We start from the raw sequence: 21,990 nt of genomic DNA, 5'->3' as shown, positions 1-21,990 counted from the left end.
TGTGAATCGGAAACTTTGAAGGGATTAGCGGATGATTTTAAGTTGCGGATTTTTGAGTCGTTAAGAGACATTTGGGGGTCTCGCCGTCATCGAACCAATCTGGCCCCAAATCTAACCACCAAATTTTCACGATGCGGAGGGTAAACGAAAAGGCAGCAGAACGCCTTTTCGTTTCTTAGTCCTATCAAAACGTGTCAAGATCTTGCACAGGTACATGTAAAAACAAAAAGCCCGCTTCAGTTTCCTGAAGCGGGCTTTTCTAAATATGGCTCCTCTGACTGGACTCGAACCAGTGACATACGGATTAACAGTCCGCCGTTCTACCGACTGAACTACAGAGGAATCGTGTGAACGGGGCGCATAATAACGAGGGGCAGAGGGCATGTCAAAGGCCGAAACCCTAAATTCAGTTCGTTTGCTGGCAGAATGCGCAAAGTGATGTTTTTTTAGAAACGATTGCGGAGTAAGTAGGCGCGGAGGGCAAAAAAACAGCGGCTAAATCGCCGCTGTTTTTTGTGGTTGGCGAGCATACTCAGGCGTGTTGTTGCCCGGTTTGAGTTGCTTGAGGTGCGGAGGTGGCGTTTTTTTCATCCGCTTCCTCGTCGTCGTGGACATTTTTTTCCAGGCTGGAGACCACCGCGGTGGAAATGCTGTTACCGATGACGTTGGTGGCGGTACGGCCCATATCCAGGAATTGGTCGATGCCCAGAATCAGTAGAATACCGGCCTCCGGCAGGCTGAACATCGGCAGCGTTGCGGCGACGACCACAACGGAAGCGCGGGCGACGCCGGCCATGCCTTTGCTGGTGATCATCAGCGTCAGCAGGATCAGAATCTGCTGGGTTAGGCTCAGGTCAATGTTGTAGGCCTGCGCGATAAACAGGATGGCGAAGGACTGATACATCATGGAACCGTCGAGGTTGAAGGAGTAACCCAGCGGTAGCACGAAGCTGGAGATTTTCTTCGGTACGCCGAATTTGGTCAGCGCTTCCATGGTTTTCGGATAGGCGGACTCGCTGCTGGCGGTAGCGAAGGCCAGTACGGTCGGTTCCCGAATCAATTTACCCAATACGACGATGCGTTTGCCCAAGAAGGCATAGCCCACCAGGAACAATGCGCCCCACAGCAACGCCAGACCGATGTAGAACTCACCGATCAGCTTGCCGAAGTCATACAGTAGACCCAAGCCCTGAGTCGTGATGGCGGAGGCGATAGCGGCGAATACAGCAATCGGCGCCAGTCCCATGACATAATCTGTGACACGGAACATCACTTTAGCCAGCTCGTCGATCAAAGACTGAATCGTGGTGGCATGCTTGTTATGTTGTTTCACATAAGCCAGCGCGGAGCCGAAGAACAGTGAAAAGACCAAAATCTGCAAAATTTCATTGTTCGCCATCGCTTCGACAATGCTTTTGGGGAAGATGTGGCTGATGAAGCTTTTCAGCGTGAACCCATCGGTGCTTAAGCCGGTCGACACATGCGTGGTCGTCGCGACCAGATTCATGCCAGCGCCCGGCTGGAAGAGGTTGGCTAGCGCCATACCGATAATCAACGACAGAATGGAGGCGGTGACGAACCAGATCATGGCTTTCAGACCCACTCGTCCCACGGCAGAAGCGTCGCCCATGCTGGCAAGACCGGAAACCAGCGTGGCGAAGACCAGTGGTGCGATAATCATCTTGATAAGGCGCAGGAAAATATCGGTAATCAGATTGAAATAAGACGCGATTTCTTTGGCACGAGCACTATCCAGATACTCATGACAGGCCCACCCGACGATGATCCCCACGACGATAGCGACCACTATCTGTAAAAGTAACTTCTGCCTTTGCATACGAACCTCATGTTGATGAATGTGTACAGACAACACCGTGTTATTGCAGCGGGGCGTTTCATGCGTATTTCCTCACACACTCAGCCGACACCCTGACTTGTTATTGGGCGTATTGTGTTTGCCTTATTAATAACAGCGAATCAAGGGTTTTACCGTTTTTTCCCGCCAGGGGAAATACAAAAGTCGCTAAAAAAAGTGAAAAGTGATTTTTTTTTGATATTCGACGGGAACGGGGAGCTCGCGGCTTGAGTGTTTTTCGCTTTTATCTTATTGTTTTTAATTGGTTTGGTGACATATTTCTTCGGGAAAATATCCCCTTGAATTAGGTATTAGATTTACTTATGGTGCAGGTTAAATTAGCAGCAATTAAAATTATCCGTGTGGTTTATTAAATGGAATAACGCGTAGATATTACGCCCAAAATGTTATTTGAATAACGCGTTTGGACTTCACGATATGAGCGGATATATCCGTCAAATATTATCGATATCATGACGGCGATTGTAGGAACAATTAAATTCACTCCTGGCATGTAATTACCATGTTATTTGTTGGTATTGTCGTCGTTAAATATGATGCCGTTATTTTTCATCCTTGTGATACGCGTCTATTGACAAGTGTCTGAGAAGAAAGGCGAGTAAATTTCGCCTGTTAGGGCCATTAAGCCGGGCTTATCGAAAAAGCTGATGAGTCAAACGCGCCCTCGAACAGGGCGCGTAGGTGTCGCGATGTTTCAATGAGTCACTTCGGCTGTATCGCGCAGATGGGCTTTCAACTTGCTGTACTCCCGCTGCACATACTCTTCCGCCCAGTTCTGATCTTCAATCGGTTCTAGCCGCACCGCACAGTGCTTGTATTCCGGCGTCTTCGCGATGGGGTCCACCTCGTCGAGCGTCAGTTCGTTACAAGCGCCAATCCACCATTGATAAGTCATATAGACAGCGCCTTTATTGATGCGCTCGCTGACCGCGGCTCGGCTGATGACTTTACCGCGTCGCGACGCCACCCAGGTCAGTTGCTGATCCTGTAGACCCAGCTCGGCCGCGTCCTGGGGATTGATTTGCACATAGCCCGGTTCATCCGCCAGCGTTTGCAGGGCGGTGCAATTACCGGTCATGGAACGACAGGAGTAGTGGCCGACTTCGCGAACGGTGCAGAGAACCATCGGGTACTGGCTGTCGGTTTGCTCCATTGGGGGATGCCATTCAGTGGCGAACAACAGCCCCTTGCCGTTGGGACGGTCGAATTGGCTACCCGCATAAAGCCAAGGGGTTCCGGGGCTTTCAAGCGTTTCGCAGGGCCACGGAATGCAGGCCAGGCCGGCCATCTTCTCGTAGGTGGCGCCGGTATAGAGCGGACACAGTTCGCGCATTTCGTCCCAGATCTCCTGCGTATTGCCGTAGTGCATCGGATATCCCATGGCGGTCGCCATCAAACTGATGATTTCCCAGTCGGGCTTCACGTCTCCCTGAGGCTCAACCGCTTTATAAAAGCGCTGGAAGCTGCGATCGGCGGCGGAATAAACGCCTTCGTGCTCTCCCCACGAGGTGGCCGGAAAGATGACGTCGGCGACGGACGCTGTTTTCGTCATGAAAATATCCTGAACGATCAGCAATTCCAGCTCATCGAATGTCTGACGTACCAGCGACAGGTCTGGTTCGGTTTGCAATGGGTCTTCGCCCATCAGGTAGTTGGCCTTGATTTTCCCGGCCTTAATCTTGTGCGGCACGTCGGTCAGCGTGAAGCCTTTATGTGCCGGGAGCGAAGGAACGCCCCAGGCTTGGGCGAACTTGGCGCGAATCGCCGGATCGGTGACGTCTTGATAACCGGGGAACAGATTGGGCAGCGCGCCCATATCGCAGGCGCCCTGAACATTGTTTTGACCGCGCACCGGGCCTACGCCGACGTTAGGACGGCCCAAATTACCGGTCAGCAGCGCCAGTCCTGACAGTCCTTTGACGACGTCCACCCCTTGCGTCCACTGCGTCACGCCCATGCCCCACAGGATGGTGGCGGAAGGGGCGGCGGCATACATGCGGATTGCCTCGCGGATCAGCGAGGGCTCCAGCCCGGTGATCTCGGCGACATATTCGGGCGTGTATTTCTCGACGATGGCGCGATATTCCTCAAAGCCCTCGGTATGGTGTTCTACAAACGCCTTATCGTAGAGGCCTTCATTGATCAGCACGTTGGCGAAAGCGTTGACCAGCGCCATATTAGAGCCGTTTTTCAACGGCAGCCATAAATCGGCGATGCGGGCGGTTTCGATGTGGCGTGGATCGCAGACGATGATCTTGGCGCCGCGCGCTCGCGCCTTGAGAATGCGGCGGGCGACGATAGGGTGTGAGTCAGCGGCGTTATAGCCGAACACCAGCACGCACTCGGTATGTTCGATTTCGCAAATCGAGTTGCTCATCGCGCCGTTGCCCAGCGTCACGTCGAGGCCGGAAACCGAGGGGCCGTGGCACACGCGGGCGCAGCAGTCGACGTTATTGGTGCCGGTGACCGCCCGGGCGAATTTCTGCATCACGTAGTTGGTTTCGTTGCCGGGACCGCGGGACGATCCGGTATGCATGATGGCGTCGGGTCCGTATTTTTCGCGAATGGCTAGCAGTCGAGAACTGGCGAAAACGATGGCTTCATCCCACGAGACCATCTCGAACGGCGCGCCTTTTTGGCGGCGGATCATGGGCGCTTTCAGTCGCGGCGTCAGCAGCTTGGTATCGTTGAGAAAATCCCACCCATAGTAGCCTTTTAGACAAAGCTCGCCTTCGTTGGTCACACCCTGAGCGCCTTCCGCACCGACGACTTTATTGTTTTCAACCAGTAGGTTGATTTTGCAGCCCGACCCGCAGTAAGGGCAGACGGTAATCACTTTCTTCATGAGGGTATCTCCTTAGGCGCTCTTCGCTGGAGAGCGCTCCCAATGGCGTATCGGCAGCGCTGCTTGCCGTGGCCGCGAACCGTGTCCTGCGTTACAGCCTAGTCCGCTTCTCGTTGATCTGGCCGAGGCGAATCGGTTTTTTTAGCCGGACTGGCTCCGCAGAGAACACGACGCGGCATAGTCTTGATACGGTGTCCTGATGCCAGATGATGACCGATGCGGACGACAGGTTTACTGATCGTCGTCATAACGGCGCTCGTTCAGATAAAGACGGCGCGGCGACATAGGAGGGACGGGAATGACGCGCGGTGTTTTATCAAGAGCTGGCGAGCGCTCGCTCTCGTCGATAATCGTCTGAGCGGAAAAAGGGGAAGACCGTTAGTGAACGGCGTCGACGCTGACAACGGGCTGCGGCTTGATGCGCATGGCGCTAATGACCCCGCAAACCAGACAGGCGATGCCCGCGAGCGTGATCACCGGCGGCCAGCTTTGGCGCAGCATAAACGTATAGGCCAGCGCAGAGAGCGTTTCGAATACCAGCATCGGCCCCATCAACGCCGTGGGGAGCCGTTGGCTGGCGGCATTCCAGCAAATTGTCCCCAGCCAGGACCCCAACAGGCCGATGGCCAGCATTAGCCCTATAAATCGTTCGGGTTGAGGCCCCAAAGGCAGGGAAAAAGAGGGCGAAGTCAGCGACAGATAGCCGCCGACCAGGACGTACGCCGCGAAAGCTAACGGCAGTGTAGCGACGCCCTGCGCTGTAGCCCAGGTCATGGGATGATGCGAGGGGTGTTGCCGTAACCAACGGGAGTTACGCAGCGGATACCAGGTCCAGCATACGACGGCCAGCAGCGCGAGGGCGATACCGCTGAGATAGCGCGGCAGCGGTACGGATTCAGCGGCGCCCTGACGCTCCGCAATATTGACCAGCACCAGCCCGATGATAATCAGCAGTAGGGACGGCGCCAGCCGTCGCCAGGCCAACTGACCGTCTTCCCGGCCGTATAACAGATTGGCGCTGACGGCGATAATGACCGGCAGCGTGCCGATAATCATGGAGGAAACCGGCGCGCCGGTACGCTGGATCGCGCTGGCGAGGAACAGGTAATAGAGCAGATTGCCGACGGCCGACAGGCGGAGCGCCTCAAGCCAGTCGCTGCGAGACAATTTTTGCAGTCGGCGGCGGTCAAGCCATGCCAGCGGCAGGGCGATCAGTCCAAACGCCAGATAGCGTCCGCTAGACTGCAGAGCCGCCGGATAGTCGGGGATGATCAAAGGCCCGATAAAGATGAGTCCCCACATCAATCCGGCGGATAGCGCAAAAAAAATTCCCGATAACACAGTTTCGATCCTGATGAATGATGTTGGGATGATGCGCGTAGCGGGCTGCCCGCCGCGGCCTGCCGGTGGAACATACTCATTTCGCGCCGTTCTATATCTTTAAAAGTTATATGTAGGAAATTTTGTTTATTTGTACGGAATAACATTACTTCGTATGAATAGTGCTAACAAGTAGCACAAAGGCGGAGCGAAGTGTGAACTTTCAACAACTGAGAATCATTCGGGAATCGGCACGGTGCAACTATAACCTGACCGAGGTGGCAAACACGCTCTACACGTCGCAGTCAGGGGTGAGCCGTCATATTCGTGAGCTGGAAGACGAGCTGGGCATTGAAATATTCATCCGGCGCGGCAAGCGTCTGTTGGGGATGACAGAGCCAGGGAAAGAGCTGCTGGTGATGGCCGAACGCATCCTGAACGATGCCAACCATATCCGCAGATTGGCTAATGTATTCAGTGACAACGATGCGGGCGTATTGGTGATTGCCACCACGCACACCCAGGCGCGTTATAGTCTGCCCTCGGTGATCCAGTCTTTTCAGGCGCAATATCCTCAGGTGCAGTTGGTGCTCCATCAGGCACGCCGGAAGAGATTGTGGCGATGTTGGCCTCGGGCGAAGCGGATATCGGCATCGCGTCGGAGCAGTTGATGAATACGACGTCGTTGGCCGCCTTTCCCTATTATCGTTGGCACCACTCCATTTTGGTGCCGGCAGGACATCCACTGGCGGACGGCAGCCCCATCACGCTGGATAAACTCAACTCGGTGCCGCTGATCACCTACCGGCAGGGCATCACCGGCCGCTCCCGCATCGATCGGGCGTTTCTCGCCGCGGGACTCTCCCCGCATATCGCCATCAGCGCGCAGGACTCCGACGTCATCAAAACCTATGTCGAATTGGGCTTAGGCGTGGGTATTTTGGCGGACAGATCTTACGACCCCGTGCGCGACGCCGGGTTGGTGCGTCTCGAAGCGGAGCACTTGTTCGAGGCCAATACCGTCTGGTTAGGACTCAAACGCGGTCAGCTGCAGCGCAACTATACCTGGCAGTTTATCCAACTTTGCAACCCGGAACTGACGCTGGAAGAGATCAAACAACGGGTCTTCGCCGGGAGCGACAACGAAAGCGTCATCGATTATCAGATTTAACGTCTGATAGACGGCACCTGTGAACTAGACTGTTGTTCGCTCGCGTTGTCTTATTTCCAGCGATATCGTCATCCGCGTCCTGTTCCTGACAGGGGGGGCCTGACAATCCGGAGACCACCACGGTTCCTCTTGTTAGAGCAGCGACGTTGACCTCCCTCTCATTCTTGCAAAAAAGCCGTGGAGCTCCTTTTGCGGCCCTATCTCGGCCTTTTTACTCTTTTTTGCTGCGAGGCAGCGCGATTTCATATTCTTAATGGCGCTAAAAAATAGCACTGATATTCCTGAATTTTCTGTAGCCAAAGCAAGAGAAATCGTATTGCTTAACAGCATAATTATGAAAACGCTTATCTATGATTGGCTTGATCTCACCCACCTGGGATAGTAGCATCCTCGCTTTAACAATAACTTAGACAAGATGCGTTGTTGATTAAAACAGCGATTTTGTTTTTAAATACAAATAGTTGTTCGTTTTAAATGAATAACTATTTGCATGATAAATAGACAGCTCGCCTCATTCGGCCGCTGCGATAATAAAAACCACCTCATCTTTGTAACCTCCCCCTCGTCTGAACATATTCAGCATCCGCTGATGGAGTGAGGCGCCGGTAGAACCGTTGCCTGCGAGGATCGGAGCACAGGAAATGGAAAGTGATATGAAAAAACAAAAAATTAGCCTGGCGTGGCAAATTCTCATCGCCCTGGTTATTGGTATTGCCCTTGGTGCCTTTTTGCATGAACATCCGACCGAAAAACATTGGCTGATCGTCAATGTTCTCAGCCCGGCCGGAGATATCTTCATTCGGTTGATCAAAATGATTGTGGTCCCGATTGTGATCACCACGTTGGTGGTCGGGATCGCTGGCGTGGGAGACGCCAAGAAGCTGGGCCGTATTGGTCTGAAAACGATTCTCTACTTCGAAGTTGTGACGACGGTGGCGATCATCCTCGGCATTACGCTGGCGAATATTTTCCAGCCGGGACACGGCATCGATATGTCGACATTGACCAGCGTTGATATTTCACAATATGAGAAAACCACCGAACAGGTACAGAGCGGGGCGCATAGCCTGGTCGGGACGATTCTGTCGCTCATTCCGCCTAACATCTTCGACTCGATGGCGAAAGGAGACATGCTGCCGCTGATCTTCTTCTCCGTGCTGTTTGGTCTGGGCCTGTCTTCACTGCCGCGCGAACAGCGTGACCCGCTGCTAAACGTCTTCCGCAGCGCATCGGAAACGATGTTTAAAGTGACCCACATGATCATGCGCTATGCGCCGGTTGGGGTCTTCGCGTTGATTGCCGTGACCGTCGCCAACTTCGGTTTCGCTTCGCTCTGGCCGCTGGCCAAGCTGGTAGTGATGGTTTACGGCGCGATCATCTTCTTCGCACTGGTGGTGCTGGGACTGGTGGCTCGCATCTGCGGGCTGCGGGTCAGCATGCTTATCCGTATCCTGAAAGACGAGCTGATTCTGGCGTACTCTACGGCGAGCTCCGAAACGGTGTTGCCGCGCATTATCGAAAAGATGGAAGCTTATGGTGCGCCGAAAGCCATCACCAGCTTTGTGGTGCCGACAGGCTACTCCTTCAATCTGGATGGCTCCACGCTGTATCAGAGTATTGCGGCTATCTTTATTGCGCAGCTGTACGGAATCGACCTGACCATCAGCCAGGAAGTGGTACTGGTATTGACGCTGATGCTGACCTCTAAAGGGATCGCCGGTGTGCCGGGCGTATCCTTTGTCGTACTGCTGGCGACGCTGGGCAGTGTGGGTATCCCGCTGGAAGGGCTGGCCTTTATCGCGGGCGTCGACCGTATTCTGGATATGGCGCGTACCGCATTGAACGTGGTGGGTAATGCTCTGGCCGTGCTGGTTATCGCCAAGTGGGAAGGACAGTTCGATGCGGTAAAAGCGCGTGCTTACGAGCGTGAAATTCGCGACCCGAGTTCCAAAACCGCTCTCTGATATTCTTGCTCCTCATGACGGGACTGTGCCGAAGCCGGTGCGGCCCCGTTAAAAACGCAGCGTGACTCAGTTCCGCTGCGTTTTTTTATGCCTTGGACGAGCGCCGCTGATGCTGTACCTCATCACGCCCGGGCCAGGGGAAAGACGTCTAAACCGTGAACAAGCGGTGGTATCACCCTTTCCGCGATAGGGGGTTTAACTGCCTGGTTGATCGTGAATTTCTTCAAAGAAGTAGTCTTTCCACGATGCGGCTTTATTCTTCAAAATACCCAGTTCATACAGTTTCTCGGCGTACACGTAGGTGCGCTGAGGCGTTACGGTGAAGTCGATTTCAGGGTCTTCGACAATCCGCTTCACCAGCGCCAGCGGCAGGCGCGATTTTTCCACGCGGAGGTAGGTCTCCGCCGCGGCCGCTTTGTCCGCTTTGATGATGTCTGCGGCCTCTTTCAGCGCATCGTAAAACGCCCGGTAAGTTTTGGGATTTTCATCATGAAACTTCTGGGTGGTGTACAACAGGTTGAAGGAGCCAGGACCGCCAAGTACGTCGTAAGAGCTCAGAATTTTGTGCACTTTCGGGTTCTCCAGCGCCTGATACTGGAACGGCGGGCTGGAAAAGTGGGCCGTTATCTCAGAACCACCCGCGGTCAGCGCGGCGCTGGCATCCGGATGGGGCAAACTTACGGTGAGGGTGTCGAAACGCTTGAAGTTTTCATCTCCGAACAGCTTGGCGGTCTCAATCTGCAAGGTGCGAGACTGGAAGCCGACGCCTGCGGCGGGGGTGGCGATGCGGTCTTTTTCACTCAGGTCTCGCACATTTTTTACCGCTGGATTGTTGCTGAGGAGAAAGTTGGGCATGGAGCCCAGCGAAGCAATGGCTTTCACGTTCTGCCGACCGCGGGTTCGGTCCCACAGGGTCAGCGCGGGCGGTACGCCGGCGGAAGCCACGTCGAGCGAACCCGAAAGCAACGCTTCATTAATAATGGTGGCGCCGGAGAGCGTGCGCCATTCCACGTTGATATCTACGCCTTGCCGCTTGCCCTGTTTTTCGATTAACTGCCGGTCTCGTACGACATCAAGGATCAAATAGCCGATGCCGAACTGCTGAGCGATGCGGAGATTGCCTTCCGCCTTTGCGAATAAGGGGATGGCACTCAGCCCCAGGCCTGCCAATAAGGACAACGCCGCCAGTCGTCCGGTAAAGCCCGTCTTATTCTGATTTCCTGATGAATTCATATCTTTCTCACTTATATTAAATAAAAAAATAAAGAAAAACGAAGCGGCCTTCGCCGGAAGAAAATAAAGTCTGCGTATGCTATGAGCAGGTGAGTGAATTTTATAAAGGTTATTTTGGAATAATTTATCGGTATTTTATTTGTATAAATCTCGATTAAATAAAGCCTGAATATTGCTTAGCAAATTTGCTGCTATTCAAAGCACTATTTTTGACTTATCGAATAAAAAATACGGTGCATGATATTCATCTCTGTCTATTGACCTGGAATGAAATGTCATGCCCGTTTTTTCTCATCACTATTTACGCGGTTATCTGCGCGAGTGTTTGCTGGCGGTTAAGGTGACGGAAGAGGTTGCCGGTCTAGTTGCGGATAACCTCGTGGAGTCGAGTTTGAAAGGGCATGACTCTCACGGCGTCAGCATGCTGCCTCGCTACATCGCCGCCATTCGTGATGGCGGGCTATGCCCCCACGCCGTGGCGGAGAAAACGCTGGATGCGGGGCCGTTAATCTCTTTTGCTGGACAGCATGGCTTCGGTCAGGTGGTCGCCCGTCAGGTTATCGCGGAGGGGATTGAGCGCGCGCAAGAACACGGCGTCGCCGTGGTCGGACTGGCGGATGCGCATCATCTTGGGCGCATTGGCGCCTGGGCGGAACAGGCGGCGGACGCCGGACTGGTGTCCCTGCATTTCGCCAACGTCTACAACCGCCCGGTGGTGATGCCGTGGCAGGGCGTCCAACCTCGGTTGGGCACGAATCCGTTCTGCGCGGGTATCCCGGTTGCCGGCAAATCGCCGGTCATTCTGGACTTTGCCACCAGCGTCATTGCCGGTAACAAGGCCCGCATCGCGTGGAATGAGGGCAAACTGCTGGCGCCCGGCTGCATCGTGGACAATCAGGGCCAGCCCGCGGTGGACCCGCGTTGGCTGATGGAGCAGCCCACCGGCGCGCTGCTGGCGTTCGGGCAGCATAAAGGCTCCGGCCTGGCCATCATCTGCTCGCTGCTGGGCGCGGTATTAACCGGCGGCAGCAATGAACGCACGGCCACGGGAAAAGGCAACCAGATCATCAACAGCATGCTCTCCATTCTGATCGATCCCGATAGGCTGGGTGGAAACGCGCGCTATCATCAGGAGATCCCCGCACTGCTGGAGTGGATCCGGCAATCCCGCGAAGATGGCGAACTACTGCTGCCGGGCGAACCGGAACAGATAGCCTATCGTCAGCGGAAGAAAGAGGGGATTTATGTGGATGACACCAGTTGGGCCCAATTAAGCCAGCTGCAAACGCAGGTCGCCTGATGATTAATAACGGCGGCGTGCGTCGTTGCGCGGTTTAAGTCGGAAACTTTTGCATTTATATCGAATGATTTCTGACATGCGATGAAGACCAGAATTGCACGTAAGCAGGCGCATCCCGATATTTTCTGATTCAACGACGCCATTAAAGTGTATTGCATTTGTTCATTAGGTTGTCTGGCGCCATAACGCAGACGACACAGCCCGCTTCAAATAAAACACGATACCGATTTTCTTGAGGAGAATAAGATGCACCTTGCTCGCTTCCCACGTTTATCATTAGGGCATTTCCCCACCCCGCTCGAACCCCTGCCGGCGCTGACGGCCTATCTCAACGGCCCGACGATTTATATCAAACGCGATGATGCGACCGGTCTGGCGACGGGCGGCAATAAAACACGCAAGCTGGAATTCCTGTTGGCGGAGGCGTTGCAGCAGGAAGCCGATATCATCCTGACGCAGGGCGCCACGCAGTCGAATCACGTGCGCCAGACCATCGCCGCGGCGGCGAAGCTGGGGCTGAAAACCAAAGTGTTGCTGGAAAAACGGGTTGAGGATTACGGCGAGCCTTATCAGCGGTCGGGGAACATCTTGCTGGATCATTTGTTAGGCGGGGAGATTGTCGACCATCTGCCCGCAGGCACGGACATGCAGCAGGCGCTGGCGTCGCTGGCGGACGAGCTGCGTCGAGAAGGCCGCCGCCCTTATGTCATTCCCGGCGGAGGCTCTAATGTCACTGGCGCCTTGGGCTATGTCGCCTGCGCGGAAGAGCTGCTGTTCCAGTCCAGCCAGCAGCGTCTGCGCATCGATCATATTGTCCATGCCTCCGGCAGCAGCGGTACGCAGGCGGGGCTGGTCGCCGGGCTGACGGCGGTTCGCAGCGGCATACCGGTGTTGGGTATCAGCGTACGTGCGCCAAAAGAGAAGCAGGAAGAGAATGTCTATCGTCTGGCGCAGCAGATCTGGCAGCGTCTGGGGATTGATGAAGTGCTGCCGCGCGCCGCCGTGAAGGCTAACAGCGATTATGTCGGCAAAGGGTATGGCATCCCTAACGAGGGGACGCGAGAGGCACTCCAACTGCTGGCGCGCCTGGAAGGGATCCTGCTCGATCCGGTCTACTCCGGTAAAGGGATGGCGGGACTAATCGACCTCATCAGGAAAGGGGATTTCAAGAAAGGCGAGCAGGTCGTCTTTATTCATACGGGCGGCTCGGCCGGGCTGTTCGGCTACCGAGAGTTCTTCGAGCAACAGGAACGCTGAACGTGACGAATTGTCTGATCGGCGTGTTAGGCGGCATGGGGCCGCTGGCGACGGCCGATCTGGTGCAGAAAATCATCGTGTCGACGCCAGCCGACCGCGATCAAGATCATGTCCCGCTGGTCGTCTGGAATGTGCCGCAGATCCCGGATCGCCAAAAAGCGCTGGCGGGAACCGGCCCATCGCCGCTACCGGTGTTGTTGGAGGCCATACGATCGCTCAATCGGCTGCCGCTTAGCCATATCGTGATCCCCTGTAACACGGCGCACCACTGGTTTGATGCCCTCGTGGCGGGCAGTCGTGTGCCTTTGCTGCATATCGCGGACGTCACGCTGGCAGCGATGCATAAGCACGTCACCGCACCGCCGGAGGTGACGGGACTGATTGCCACGCACGGTACGTTGCGCGCGGGTTGGTATCAGCAACGTCTGGCTGCTACGGGCAACGAAGTGCTGGCGCCCACGCCGCAGGAGATGGAAGAACTGTTCGTGCCGGGATGCTACGCGGTCAAACGTGGTGAACTCGTCGAAGGCGGTATTCTGCTGGAGCAACTGGCCGAAAGGCTGGCGGAGCGAGGCGTAACAAGGCTAATTCTGGCCTGCACGGAGGTCGCTCCCGCGCTGGCTGCAGTCAACTCACGGTGGCAGGCGCGCAGCATTGATACGACGCAGGCATTAGCACAGGCATGCGTTGAACTCTGGCAGCAGTCCCGCGCGTCGTCTCGATAACGCGTATCGTGTCGATTGTGGCAATGGAAAACCGCCCGGTCAGGATGACGCTGGGCGGTTTTTTTACGTTGAAACAGAGGAAACGCCGACGTCAGCATGTGTCGGCGTGATAGTGCGAATCAGTAGTAGCCGTACAGGGCGGCGAACACCCATCCAAACGCACAGGAGGTGAAGACGCCAATCAGGCCGGGAAGAATGAAGCTGTGGTTAATCACAAAACGACCGATACGCGTCGTTCCTGAACGGTCAAACTGTATGGCCGCCAGGTCGCTCGGATAGGTCGGAAGAATATAATAGCCATAGCAGGCAGGCGCGGAGGCTACGATATAGGCAGGGTTTACGCCAATGGCTAACGCAACGGGCACAATAGCGGCGAGCGCGGCGGCCTGCGAATTGACGAACTTGGACACCAACAGCAGGATCAGCGCATAGGCCCAGGGATACTCCACCACCAGCGTGCCGAGGGTGGTTTTAATCTGATCTAGGTGCGCGCCAAACATCGTTTCCGCCATCCAGGCGATGCCGTACACGGCAACAATGGCGATCATGCCTGAGCGAAAGACCTCGTTTTTAGAAATAGAAGCCGGATTCGTTTTGGTGACGATGATAATCAGGCGCCGGACACCAGCATAAACATCTGGATAACCAGCACCATCGACAGCGCTTTGCCGCCGAAGGCCGGCCGAAGTTCTTCCACCGCCCCCAGTAGCGCGACAGCGGCAATGGTGGTCAGAAAAATCCACATCGCGACCCAGTTGCTGCGCGGCAGTTTTTTGTCCAGCAGCGTCGCCGTGTCGCCATAGACGTACTCTCGGTTTTCCGGTACGGAAATGAATTTTTGGAACTCCGGATCTTTATCCAGATCCTTTCCGCGAAACCAGCTGAAGATACCGATAGCCAGGATGCCGAGCAGGGTAGAGGGAATAGTGATGGCCAGCAGATCGAGGAACTCCAGATGCTTGCCGTGGAACGTGAAGTTGGCCAGCATCGCCACCAGTGAGACGACGGCGACGGAAACCGGACTGGCAATGACGCCCATTTGAGCGCCAATCGAACTGGCGGCCATCGGTCTTTCCGGACGAATGTTATTTTTGATCGCGACGTCGTAGATAATTGGCAAAATGGTGTAAACCACGTGACCGGTGCCGCAGAGAATGGTCAGAATACAGGTAACGAAAGGCGCGATGATGGAGACATACTTGGGGTTGCGCCGCAGCATTTTTTCCGCCATTTGCAGCATGACGTCCAGCCCGCCGGAAGCTTGTAGCGTGGCCGACGCTGCGACGACAGAGATAATCACCAGCATGACGTCGATGGGCGGTTTCCCAGGTTCGAGTTTAAAGAAGAAGACCAGTATGACCAGCCCGATGCCGCCTAGTAATCCTAGCGCGATCCCACCTTTCCTTGCGCCGTAAAATAGACAGATCAGGACAATGACCAGTTGAATGATAAAGTCCATAAAATCCTCATTACTCACAGAAACGAGTGCGTTAATTAAAATTGACTTACTTTTGTCGCGGGTACTATAGATATCGCATCCCGTCTGATTTTTTGATCTATCTCTCCAATTTTAAAATTTCTCTATCTTTGCGTTAAATAGGGGATGTGGCTCTCAATAATAAGTGTCGTTGATTAATTTAGTTATTTAACTAAATTAATCAATATTAGCTCACGCGGTTTATAAGGCCGAGTTCGCCTGTTTCATTCTTTTGCTATTTAAAGGTATCAGTGAGTTTTCATGTTTTTATTTTGTTTAAATGATGTTTTTGTTTTGTGTCGAATGAGGTTTTATTCATAAGTCGTATTTATCAAAACGGAAAACTGATGCGTCACTATTTTATATCTTTTTGTTTTTATTAACCATTTGTGTGTTTCATTGGAAGTCAATCCGAGTCAGCTCTCGGCATGAGCGAGACTCGTTAGCAAAAGGATGAATGGTAAAAAAACCGCATGAGAATGAAAGAGAAGAACATGGTTGATGTTTGAGTAGCCTGTGCGGCTTGAGGTATTTGAGTGATAAAATGAATAAGATTTTTATTATTCAGGTTATGGCTGGAAGGGGATGACGCCGTCAATACCGTTGCAGGAGCTCATCAAGAAACAGCATTCGGTATTACTCTGTTTATTCAATTCATCATTGTCCTTTATCAGTATGACGAGAAAGGTCAGGACAAAAGAAAACATTCCTTTCATCACGCAATTTGTATTTTGTCGGACAATTTCCTCCCGTTAGTTAGGCTTTATTAGTGAAGGGGGAATTCCTTTAATGAGTGGCTAAATAGACGATCTCATCTATTCTGATGCCATCGTAGGACGGCATCATTTCACTTCGCCTTTTCCCTGTGATGTAAGGCACACCCCGTGCTTTCTCCGCTAAACGGAAGAGCAATGAGTCCCTCAATGGGCATCATGACGCGCCGCTGGAGCACATCGCGCGCTCCTTCTCGCCATCCAGAGGTGACCGAAAATATAACATAGCGCTCCCGACGATATTTTGGGTTCTTATCGCAATGAATTTTATAAAGTAGTCCGACGAGATATCTTGATAAAGCAAAATATTCATTATTATTCAGAGTTACCATTATTATTTATTCTGTATATATATTTATTGAAATTAAATGACTGTCAGGTCATTAAAAAACGATGGCGAGATTTCACTTTGCCCCTTATTAGGGCGAGAAAGAAATTTTGCACTCAAAATGTGCAATTAAATCCATTATGTTTTACCTGAGCATAACATTATGTAATTTATAGGTATTTTATTTTTTAAATAGGGGGTGGTCTTGTATTTGTTATCGAAAAACACCTGTTATTAAGCGTAAAGTTCAGAAAATAAAGGGGTGGCTAGTTGGCTTGTTTTGTGCATTACTAATAATGGTATCACGTGATACCCGTGTAATAAGGAGCGCATTTTGTCCAGACCCTTTTCTCAACTTAACCCGCTAGAGTGTTCTCAGCAGGCATTAGAATGGATCATGAGCGATACCCTTAGTCAGGAAGACATGGAGACGCTAAATAAAGAAACGCTTAACGCTTTTCGCGATTATGTTAACCCGGGTTTTCTTGAATATAGAAAGTCAGTCACCTCAGACGGAGGTTACGGCGTTGTCGAATGGCGCTCGAACAGCCCCAACACGTTACTCGATACGCAGGGAAATGAATATCTGGATTGTCTGGGCGGTTACGGTATTTTCAACGTTGGGCATCGTAACCCCACCGTTTTGGCCGCAGTAGAAAAACAGCTATCAAAGCAGCCGTTGCATAGTCAAGAATTGTTAGACCCGCTGCGTGGCATGCTGGCGAAAACGCTGGCCGCCATCACTCCCGGTAAACTGAAATACAGTTTCTTCAGTAATAGTGGTACGGAGTCTGTCGAAGCCGCCCTGAAGCTGGCGAAAGCTATCAGGCTCCCCACGGTAAATTCAGCTTTATCGCCGCGAACGGCGCGTTCCATGGCAAATCGCTGGGATCGCTTTCAGCCACCGCCAAGCCGGTGTTCCGCGAACCGTTCATGCCGCTGGTGCCGGGTTTTCACCATGTTCCGTTCGGCGATATCGAAGCGATGAAACAGCAGGTCCAACAATGCCAGCAGGACGGTGAAGGTATCGCCGCCGTGATCCTGGAACCAATCCAGGGCGAAGGCGGGGTGATTTTGCCGCCGGAATCGTATCTGCCCGCCGTTCGGGCGCTCTGTGATGAAATCGGCGCATTATTGATATTGGATGAAGTGCAAACCGGGATGGGGCGTACGGGCAAGATGTTTGCCTGCCAGCACTATGGCGTACAACCGGATATCCTGTGTTTGGCGAAGGCGCTGGGCGGCGGTGTAATGCCGATCGGTGCCACACTCGCGACGGAAGAAGTGTTCTCCGTCTTGTTTGAAAACCCGTTCCTGCACACCACGACGTTTGGCGGCAACCCGTTGGCCTGCTCGGCGGCGTTAGCGACCATCAATGTGCTGCTGCGAGACGATCTGCCGGGTCAGGCTGCCAAAGAGGGCAAGTTCTTACTGGACGGGCTGCAAAAACTCGCGGCCAAATATCCAGATCTGATCCTGGCGGCGCGAGGCAAAGGGCTGCTGCTCGCCTTCGAGTTCCAGGAAAACGAGATTGGTTACGCGTTCGCCAGCGAGTTGTTCCAGCGACACGTACTGGTTGCGGGTACGTTGAACAATGCGAAGTCGGTGCGTATTGAGCCGCCGTTGACGATTACGCATCAGCAATGCTGCCAGATTCTGACAGAAGCGGAACGCGCGCTTGAAAACGTGCGAGCGGCCTGCGAAAAGGAAGCTGAAACGAATTCCGCGGACACGGAATTCGCCCTGTAATTATCCCTGTAGCAAAAGCATAAGGTCGGCCTAGGGGGCTGGACCGGGACCCAAGCCAGCCTGTCAACAGGCTGGCTTTTTACTTGAAAGGTCAGGCTATTTTCGCTGGCTTATCTGTTTTATGCGTATCTTAATCAATTTTTTTAAACATGATTTTTGAGACCACGGCCACAAAAATCGATATTTACACTTCATGCTCGCCTCTCTGACTTCGCACTTTTTCGATAAAAGTTACTTCCTCATCAACATATTGATGGTTTAAGTCTGCCATTTGTAAGGATTTAATCAGTTTTACATCAAGAAAATAACACTTGTGTCCTCTAATTGTTAATGATAATCGTTGTCATCCAAAATAATCACAGGAGGTGGTGAAGGATGGCACAGCAGCAGTTGGCAATGAGTCGGCATCTTAATCAAAAAAATTCAGACTTCCTGACACGGCAGTCGTGGATGGAATCCAACGTGCGCAGTTACCCCAGAAAGTTGCCGCTGGCGATCGCCAAAGCGCACGGCGCATGGGTGACGGACGTGGAGGGCAAAGACTACCTCGATTGTCTGGCCGGCGCGGGAACGTTGGCGCTGGGTCATAATCATCCCGAAGTGGTCGCCAGCATTCAGGATTTCCTGCTCTCCGGTTTACCCATGCATACGCTTGATCTCACCACGCCGCTCAAAGACGAATTCAGCCAAACGCTCTTGGCGCTGCTACCCGGCGGCGCGGATAGCTACTGTCTACAGTTTTGCGGTCCATCCGGCGCCGATGCCGTAGAAGCGGCCCTCAAACTGGCCAAAACCTTCACCGGACGCGGCGGCGTTATCAGCTTCTCGGGTGGCTATCACGGAATGACGCACGGGGCGCTGGCCGTTACCGGCAACACCGGCCCGAAAGATCCGCTACAGAATCTGATGCCCGGCGTGCAGTTCCTGCCTTTCCCACACCTTTACCGCTGCCCGCTGGGGATTGGCGGTGAGGCGGGCGTGAAGGCGCTGAATCACTATCTCACTGATTTTCTCGCCGACGTAGAACGCGGAATGCCGTTGCCCGCCGCCGTGATTGTGGAAGCCGTACAGGGAGAAGGCGGCGTCAATCCTGCGCCGGACAGCTGGCTGCGGACGCTGCGAGACGTCACTCGGCAGTACGGCATCGTCCTAATTGTGGACGAAGTCCAGGCAGGTTTCGGACGCACCGGCACCTTGTTCGCGTTCGAGCAGGCCGGTATTGAGCCAGACATCATCGTAATGTCCAAGGCCGTCGGCGGCGGGCTGCCCCTTGCGGTGCTGGGGATCCGCCGTGCATTCGACGCCTGGCAGCCGGGTGCGCATAGCGGCACGTTCCGCGGCAATCAGATGGCGATGGCGAGCGGAAAAACCACGCTGGAGATCCTGGCCCGCGACCGGCTTCCCGAACAGGCCGCCGCGCGCGGTCGATGGTTGACGCAGGCACTGACTTTTCTGACGCAACGCTTCCCCTGCCTGGGGCAGGTCCGTGGCCGCGGTCTGATGCTGGGGATTGAAATCGTGGACGAGCGCTTGCCGCCGTCCTCCGACGGCAGTTACCCCATCGATGCGCCGCTGGCGGCCGCGATCCAACAGTGCTGCTTCCAGCAAGGTCTGCTGTTGGAGCGGGGCGGCCGCCATGGCAACGTGGTACGGCTGCTGCCACCTCTGACGATTTCACCGGCGGAGTGTGAAATCGCTGTTGCGCGCTTTGAGCGGGCGCTTGGCGAGGCGCTGGTTATCGCCCGCCCATAACGATTTATACGCGGGCGGCAATGCAGGCCGACGCGACATTTCCGGCACCGTCCCAAGGTCGGGCCGTATTTCTGGGAAAACATCACGAGGTCAACTGAATGAAGGCTCGGGCATTTTATGCGTTAACGCCGTTGTTGCTGTGGTCGCAAGCCAATGCGGCGGACAGCGTCGCCAACAATGATAACGAACTGGTGGTGACGGCCACGCGAACGGACACGGAAAAGAAGGACTCGCCGCAGGTTGTCACGATTATTTCGAAAGAACAGATTGAACAGCAGCGCCAGTTGACCTCCGACTCGTCGCAAATCTTGAGCAATTTGCTGCCGTCGATGGCGCCGAGCCGCCAGAAAATGAGCGGCAGCGGCGAAACTTTTCGCGGTCGCGCGCCGCTGATTCTGGTGGATGGTATCCCCCAGTCCAACCCGCTGCGTCCCACGGGGCGTGAAATGCACACCATCGACTTTTCAATGGTCGAGCGCATCGAAGTGATCCACGGCGCCAGCGCCAGCAACGGCATCGGCGCGACCGGCGGGGTCATCAATATCATCACCCGACGCCCCGCGCCGGACTCCTTCAGCCAGCATTTCAGCGTGGAAGCCACGACGCCGACGTCACAGCTGGAAGGCGATACCATGAACTACAAAACCACCTATGGTTTCAGCGGTCGCCAGGAGTATCTGGATTACCTGTTCTCGCTCAGCTACGAAGATCAGGGACTGTTTCTGGACGGCGACGATCGGGCGATCGGAGTCGATAACACGCAGGGCGATTTGATGGACTCACGCGCCTACGACATCCTCGCCAAGGTCGGCTACTGGCTGGATAACGACCAGCGCGTCCAGCTCAGCTTCAACCGTTATCAGATCAAAGGAAAAATGAACTATCTGAGCGTGACCGGCGATCGCGACAACGGTATAGCAACCACCTCGGAAAAAGGGCGTCCGGTCGGCGATGCGCCGCAGAACAGCGTCTGGACCACCTCCGCGACGTATGACAATTACAACCTGAGCGGCATGAAATTCAACGCGCTGGTCTATTACCAGAACTATGAATCCCTGTTTGGCGCGGACCGGTCGGCCTCCTTCCAGGATCCTGCGCTGGCGCCGAACGGCCAGCTCTACGACCAGTCGCGCGTCGTCTCCAGCCGCTATGGCAGCAAGCTGGCGCTGACCAAAGACGATATCTGGGACGATTACCTCAAGGCCACGCTGGGCTTCGACACCCTGTTTGATCGAGGCAAACAAGACCTCTGGCTGACCCAGCGTACCTATGCGCCGGAAATGAAATACACCGATCTGTCGCCGTTCTTCCAGCTGGATATCCAGCCGATAGACTCGCTCAAGCTCACCGCTGGGGTGCGTTACGAATACGCCAAGTTGGATATCGACAGTTTCCGCACCGTCGCGGCCAACAACGGCGTCGATGTTGAAGGCGGCAAGCTGGACTTCGACAAAACGCTCTATAACGTCGGCGCCGTCTGGACCACGCCTTACCAGCCGCTGAGCCTGTTCGCCAACTATTCACAAGGCTTCGGTATCCCGGACGTTGGGCGTACGCTGCGCGGTATTCGCACCGCCGGACAGTCTGTGTCCCAGCTGCCGCTGGAGCCTATCGTCACCGACAACATCGAAGCCGGGTTCCGCGTCCAGCAAGATCCGTTCGACCTTGAGGTCAGCTACTACGAATCCGCCTCCAAACTGGGCGAACGCGTGGTGGACGTGAACGGCACCTACCAGAGCGAACGCCAGAAAACCCGCATTGACGGCATCGAAGCGACGCTGGGCTACAAGGTTAACGACGACCATCGCCTGAAAGTGGGCTATTCCCACATTCGCGGCCGCTACGACAGCGACGGCAACGGCAGCCTTGATGGCAAACTCGATGGCCTGAATGTGCCGCCGGACCGCCTGACCGCGAGCTGGGCCGCGACTTGGTCGCCGAACTGGACGTCCTTTATCCAGGCCAACTATGCGTTTGATCGCACAATGGACGACGCGGAGAAAGACTTCAACGGTTACCTGCTGGTCGACGCCGCGGTGGGCTACGCGCTGCCGCGCGGCAAGCTCAAGCTGGCCGTGGCCAACCTATTCAACAAAGAGTACATCACCTACTACTCGCAAAGCGCGATTGTGAATTCCGAACGTTACTTTTCCGGGCGGGGAAGGACCCTCACGCTGGGGTACAGCGTCGATTTTTAACTCGCTTTTCAGGATGAAAAAA

At 54.3% G+C, this 21,990-nt stretch carries 10 protein-coding genes, 1 tRNA gene and 3 pseudogenes; 8 read left to right on the top strand and 6 right to left on the bottom strand.

The window, feature by feature from the left end; translation table 11 throughout:
- Positions 1 to 266: 266 nt before the first annotated feature.
- The 4 genes from AU511_RS09120 to AU511_RS09105 form a co-directional block, all read right to left on the bottom strand.
- Positions 267 to 342 (bottom strand) — tRNA-Asn (locus AU511_RS09120).
- A gap of 190 nt (positions 343 to 532) precedes the next feature.
- A complete protein-coding gene (locus AU511_RS09115; RefSeq protein WP_094109459.1) occupies positions 533 to 1,837 on the bottom strand; it encodes a dicarboxylate/amino acid:cation symporter in 1,305 nt (434 codons plus the stop codon).
- A 733-nt stretch (positions 1,838 to 2,570) separates the two neighbouring features.
- Positions 2,571 to 4,721: a formate dehydrogenase subunit alpha gene (gene fdhF, locus AU511_RS09110; protein WP_094109458.1), complete on the bottom strand. Its 2,151-nt coding sequence runs from the start codon at positions 4,719 to 4,721 to the stop codon at positions 2,571 to 2,573.
- A gap of 378 nt (positions 4,722 to 5,099) precedes the next feature.
- On the bottom strand, positions 5,100 to 6,062 hold the full coding sequence (locus AU511_RS09105) for a DMT family transporter (RefSeq protein WP_094109457.1): 963 nt from the start codon (positions 6,060 to 6,062) through the stop codon (positions 5,100 to 5,102).
- Between the two features lie 161 nt (positions 6,063 to 6,223).
- Between AU511_RS09105 and cbl the strand changes: the two are divergent.
- Both cbl and gltP read left to right on the top strand, forming a co-directional pair.
- A pseudogene (gene cbl / locus AU511_RS09100) lies at positions 6,224 to 7,212 on the top strand (HTH-type transcriptional regulator Cbl).
- Between the two features lie 653 nt (positions 7,213 to 7,865).
- Positions 7,866 to 9,176: a glutamate/aspartate:proton symporter GltP gene (gene gltP, locus AU511_RS09095; RefSeq protein WP_094101686.1), complete on the top strand. Its 1,311-nt coding sequence runs from the start codon at positions 7,866 to 7,868 to the stop codon at positions 9,174 to 9,176.
- Positions 9,177 to 9,371: 195 nt separating this feature from the next.
- Here gltP and AU511_RS09090 read toward each other — a convergent pair whose 3' ends face one another.
- Positions 9,372 to 10,409 carry an ABC transporter substrate-binding protein gene (locus AU511_RS09090; protein WP_094109456.1) on the bottom strand — a complete coding sequence of 346 codons (1,038 nt, stop codon included), beginning with the start codon at positions 10,407 to 10,409 and terminating at the stop codon, positions 9,372 to 9,374.
- Between the two features lie 277 nt (positions 10,410 to 10,686).
- On the opposite strand from AU511_RS09090, the gene AU511_RS09085 reads away from it, so the two are divergent.
- The 3 genes from AU511_RS09085 (at position 10,687) to cuyB (ending at position 13,691) form a co-directional block, all read left to right on the top strand.
- Positions 10,687 to 11,709 (top strand): malate/lactate/ureidoglycolate dehydrogenase, encoded by a 1,023-nt coding sequence (locus AU511_RS09085; protein WP_094109455.1) that lies wholly within the window; start codon positions 10,687 to 10,689, stop codon positions 11,707 to 11,709.
- 246 nt (positions 11,710 to 11,955) lie between these two features.
- Entirely contained in the window at positions 11,956 to 12,966 is a 1,011-nt protein-coding gene (gene cuyA / locus AU511_RS09080; RefSeq protein ID WP_094109454.1) for a D-cysteate sulfo-lyase, read from the top strand.
- 2 nt (positions 12,967 to 12,968) lie between these two features.
- Entirely contained in the window at positions 12,969 to 13,691 is a 723-nt protein-coding gene (gene cuyB, locus AU511_RS09075; protein ID WP_094109453.1) for a cysteate racemase, read from the top strand.
- Positions 13,692 to 13,810: 119 nt separating this feature from the next.
- Here cuyB and AU511_RS09070 read toward each other — a convergent pair.
- Positions 13,811 to 15,150: pseudogene (locus tag AU511_RS09070) on the bottom strand (anaerobic C4-dicarboxylate transporter).
- Between the two features lie 1,453 nt (positions 15,151 to 16,603).
- Between AU511_RS09070 and ygjG the strand changes: the two are divergent.
- The 3 genes and pseudogenes from ygjG to AU511_RS09055 all read left to right on the top strand — a co-directional run bounded on the left by ygjG (position 16,604) and on the right by AU511_RS09055 (position 21,968).
- A pseudogene (ygjG, locus tag AU511_RS09065) lies at positions 16,604 to 18,018 on the top strand (putrescine aminotransferase).
- A 375-nt stretch (positions 18,019 to 18,393) separates the two neighbouring features.
- The gene (locus AU511_RS09060) at positions 18,394 to 19,770 is read left to right on the top strand and encodes a diaminobutyrate--2-oxoglutarate transaminase (RefSeq protein ID WP_094109452.1); all 1,377 of its coding nucleotides are present in this window, start codon (positions 18,394 to 18,396) and stop codon (positions 19,768 to 19,770) included.
- A 98-nt stretch (positions 19,771 to 19,868) separates the two neighbouring features.
- Complete coding sequence (locus tag AU511_RS09055) at positions 19,869 to 21,968, top strand: TonB-dependent receptor (RefSeq protein ID WP_094101675.1); 2,100 nt, start codon at positions 19,869 to 19,871, stop codon at positions 21,966 to 21,968.
- Positions 21,969 to 21,990 lie beyond the last annotated feature (22 nt).

Source organism: Lonsdalea iberica, assembly GCF_002111585.1.
GTDB classification, from domain to species: Bacteria; Pseudomonadota; Gammaproteobacteria; order Enterobacterales; family Enterobacteriaceae; genus Lonsdalea; species Lonsdalea iberica.
This window is presented reverse-complemented; position numbering and strand designations above follow the sequence as displayed.